At 68.7% G+C, this 3,779-nt stretch carries 2 protein-coding genes and 3 pseudogenes; 4 read left to right on the top strand and 1 reads right to left on the bottom strand.

Annotated elements, in window-relative coordinates; translation table 11 throughout:
* Nucleotides 1-422 (top strand): transposase (locus tag AB0M18_RS36465; protein ID WP_365765686.1); only part of this gene is annotated, 422 nt, incomplete at its 5' end.
* A gap of 25 nt (nucleotides 423-447) precedes the next feature.
* A pseudogene (locus AB0M18_RS36460) lies at nucleotides 448-824 on the top strand (hypothetical protein).
* A 17-nt stretch (nucleotides 825-841) separates the two neighbouring features.
* Here AB0M18_RS36460 and AB0M18_RS36455 read toward each other — a convergent pair.
* Nucleotides 842-1,579, bottom strand: a pseudogene (locus AB0M18_RS36455) (transposase family protein).
* 599 nt (nucleotides 1,580-2,178) lie between these two features.
* Here AB0M18_RS36455 and AB0M18_RS36450 point away from each other — a divergent pair.
* Both AB0M18_RS36450 and AB0M18_RS36445 read left to right on the top strand, forming a co-directional pair.
* Nucleotides 2,179-3,297: pseudogene (locus tag AB0M18_RS36450) on the top strand (DUF6192 family protein).
* A 3-nt stretch (nucleotides 3,298-3,300) separates the two neighbouring features.
* Nucleotides 3,301-3,729: a RacP protein gene (locus AB0M18_RS36445; RefSeq protein WP_365765688.1), complete on the top strand. Its 429-nt coding sequence runs from the start codon at nucleotides 3,301-3,303 to the stop codon at nucleotides 3,727-3,729.
* Nucleotides 3,730-3,779: the final 50 nt, after the last annotated feature.

The raw sequence follows: 3,779 nt of genomic DNA, 5'->3' as shown, positions 1-3,779 counted from the left end.
GAGGTCAGCGGCCGCTGTCGCTGCTGGTCACCGCAGGTCAGCGCGGCGACAGCCCGCAGTTCACCGCGGTCCTGGAAGGCATCCGGGTCCCCCGCGTCGGGCCCGGACGTCCTCGTGTCCGCCCGCTGCGGGTGAGAGGCGACAAGGCGTACTCCTCCCGCGCCAACCGGGCCTACCTTCGAAAGCGCGGGATCCGGTGCACGATCCCGGAGCCTGCCGACCAGATCAGGAACCGCAAGCGGCGGGGGAAGGCCGGCGGGCGGCCTCCGGCCTTCGACCGCGAGGACTACAAGGCCCGGCACGCGGTCGAGTGCGGGATCAACCGGCTCAAGCGGAACCGGGCCGTGGCCACCCGGTTCGACAAACTCGCGGTCCGCTTCGAGGCCACCATCCTGATCGCCGCGATCGGCGAATGGCTGTGACCCGCCAGGGTCGCTCCCACATGCCATGTTGACCGCGACCCGGTTGAGCAGGGCGGATGGGAGACGCGTCGATGGGGGCCAAGTACTACGGCGCCGACAGCGAGAACGGCGACCGCATCGACGACCCCTCCGAGGATGCGCTGTTCATGATGATCAGCGGCCTCAAACGACTCCGACAACACCTTCGTGGTCGTCCAGCCCGACGAGGACGCCCCCGTCTGGTTCGCGTCCGTGGCCGTCCTGGACGAGGGCGGCTACGAGATCGTCCGCCGTGACACCACCCGAGGCGAGCACGAGGCCACCACCTCAGCCAGCATCAACGACATCGCCCGCGACCTCACCATCTGGATGGCCGCCCGCGACTTCCCCGGACGGCCACCCAAGCAGACCACCGACTTCTAAAACACGGCCTAAGCTTCTCAGCGTTGCTTCTCCAGGGTGGGGACGGCCTTGGAGGTTGACGTGAGGGTGTTGGGGCTGACGGGGGCTTTGCGGAAGATCTGCCAGGTTTTGAGCCGTGCGAAGGCTCGCTCGACGGGCGAGCAGAGCCGGGCGTGTGCCCGGTTGACGGACTTCTCTTTGACCGTGAGCTCACGGTTCCGGCGCGGTTCCGGCGTCTTTTGACGGGGTGGCGAACGTTCCGCAGGCGCCCTGGCAGGCCTTGTCCGCGAGGGCGGGGATCTTCAGTCGCTCACAGATGGTGATGATGTGGTGGGTGCGGGCGGCGGTGATGTCCGCGGTCCGTCCGGGCGGGCCAGCGAGTACCAGATGAGCTCACCGGCCGTGCCGGTACCGCCTGAATGTGCACCTGAGTGGTCGTCCTGGCCGTTACCCACGCGGTCGCGTTTGGCGAGCGTGCTGTCTACGAGGACGTACTCAGGGTGGCCTGTCGCAGGGCGCGGGTGAGCGAGGGAGCCCCGACCGGAAAGATACCCGATCACACTGTGTACATATGCGTGGGTGGTGCTCTCGCTGATCCGCAACCCGGCGGCGATCTAGGCCAGGGTGTCGTGCTCGCGCGGGTACACAAGCGTGATCAGGGCCCACTGGGATGCCGGCAGCTTGCGCCGGCGATCACCCTCACGAGTGATGATCAGTATCGTGACCCACTCCACGAGGGCATGCGGAAGGTCGAGTGCGGCAGGATGGGTAACCAACAAGGCTCCCCGACAAACGAGTTGAGACGTGAGATCTCTCGCTCAACCGTCCGGGAGCCTTGCCCGTTAGAGCCTGTTTTCGATCCCGGGTTTTGAGTAGCTTTGTGCCCTAGGTTGGCTGGGTGTCCGAGGACGCCGGGCAGGCCGTGAAGCGTGTGTGTGAGGGGTGTAGGAGTCGGCTGAGGCCGGAGACTCCGCCTCGGGCGAGGTTCTGCTCTACGGCGTGTCGTGCCAGGCAGTGGCGTCGTGACCTGCGGTTGCGCAAGCGGGTCGCTGCGGAACTGGATGGTGCCGGCCGGGCCGAGTACCCCGAGTGCGGGACTGCTTGGGTTGCGGGGGTGGACCGCCGTTCGAACGCGGTCTACTGCTCACGGCGGTGTGTTACGAGGGCCTGGCGGGCCCGAAAGGAATCGTTCGGCGAACGGTCACAGTGACCGCAACGCGAACGCACCCGAATCGCATCTTCGATCAGATTACGGTCATTTACGGTTGTTCGTTGTGATCTTCTGATTTTCGGTCTGACTCTCGGTTCCAGGAAGCGGGCCGAGTCCCGTCACGGCCCCAAGTGCCGTGCCCGGCCTGCGGGTTGGTGGTGAACCATGCCCGAAGAGATCGAGGTTGCCGACAAGGTCGGCAGTGTCAGCGCGAACCGGTACGCGGAGATCGTGGCCGAGCTGCGGAAGCTGGTGGAGACCGCCAGCCGGATCCAGTTCACGGTCGGCGACTACGCGCTCGAAGTCGAGCCGATGCGCGAGGCCGGCGGCCAGGAGCGGAGCGATGCGCTGTTCACGGTCAGGGACTCGCTGTTCCGCCTGGCCGAGGACATCGGCCTGTCCTACGCGATGGTGGACACGGCCCGGTGGACCGCGTCGAAGTGGCCGAGGGACCGGCGGGTTGCGGGGGTGTCGTTCACGGTCCACCAGATCCTGGCGTCGATCGCCGACGACGAGGAGCGGTTCGCCACGATCCTCAGCCTGCCGGAGGGCAAGTCCCGCTGGACGCCGGACGAGGCGAACCGGCGGGTCGGCCGGCAGGTCTTTTAGCCCGTCACTCAGCAGGAGAAGGTCAGCGCGATTCACACGCTCGCCCAGGACGAGGAGGTCGCCGCCACGGTCACCGGTGACCTGCTGCGGCGTCCGGCGGTCGTCGCGCAGGTCAGGGACGAGGACAAGGTCCGGGCGGTGGAGGAACTGACGCGGGAGGACAAGGTCGCGGCTGCCGTCGCCCCGGACTTCCTGCGCCGCCCCGCGGTCGTCGCCCGCGTCGCCAAGGCGGACAAGGTGAAGGTCGTCGAGGAACTGACCCGTGACAAGCACGTCGCCGCCGAGGCGGCCACCGGCCTGCTGCGCAGGCCGGACGTTGCCTTCCGGGCGATGAGCGACGACACCGCACGCCACCAGGTCAACCACGCCCAGGTCGAACGCGGCCGGCAGGCCCGCGAGCACTTCGAGGAGACCAGCCCCGTCGCCCCGGTGATCCGGAGCATCGACCGGTCGGTGGAGTTCCTGGACCTGGTGACCGCCTGCCACGCGTTCGTCGCGGCGGCAGGCAGGGTCGTCCCGGGCCTGCGCGACCGGCAGCTCGGGGAAGACGAACGCGCCATCGTGCACGAGAACGTCGCCCGGGTGAGGGCGACGCTGGACTGGATCGAGACCGCGGTCGACACCGGCAAGGTGGACGTCGACGGCGAGCTGGCCCGCCTGCTGCAAGGTGAGTAGGCGATACCCCGCGCTTCCGAGCGCGGATCGCCCGCCGCCCAGCGGCACGCCGACTCCGTCCGGTTCGTGCTCTTCGAGGCCCGTCCGGCCGGTCTGACCTTCCCCCAGCTGGTCAGATCCAGCGAGCTGTCGCCCAGCCAGGCCCGCGCGGGCCTGGCCTGCCTTCGGGGCATCATCGCCGAACGCGGCTGGCCGCCCCTGATCTGGACCAGGACGGACGGCTACAAGTTCTGCTCGGACCCGGCCGAGCTCCAGGCATACGAGGTCGCGGTCATCCGCGGCAAGCTCTCCGAGATCCGCCGGTTCATCACCGGCGTCGTCGCCCCGCACGCCGCCCTGCAACCGAAGGGGCGGTGGATCAAGCACCTGAACACCCAGCTCAGCTCGGTCGAGTCCACGCTCGACGTGATCGCCGACTACACCGACGCCTGACCGGCGGGGGGGGGGGGGGGGGGGCCGCGCCCCCCCCCCCCCCCGCCGGG

This window comes from Streptomyces sp. NPDC051909, assembly GCF_040681095.1.
Lineage (GTDB): Bacteria > Actinomycetota > Actinomycetes > Streptomycetales > Streptomycetaceae > Streptomyces.
This window is presented reverse-complemented; position numbering and strand designations above follow the sequence as displayed.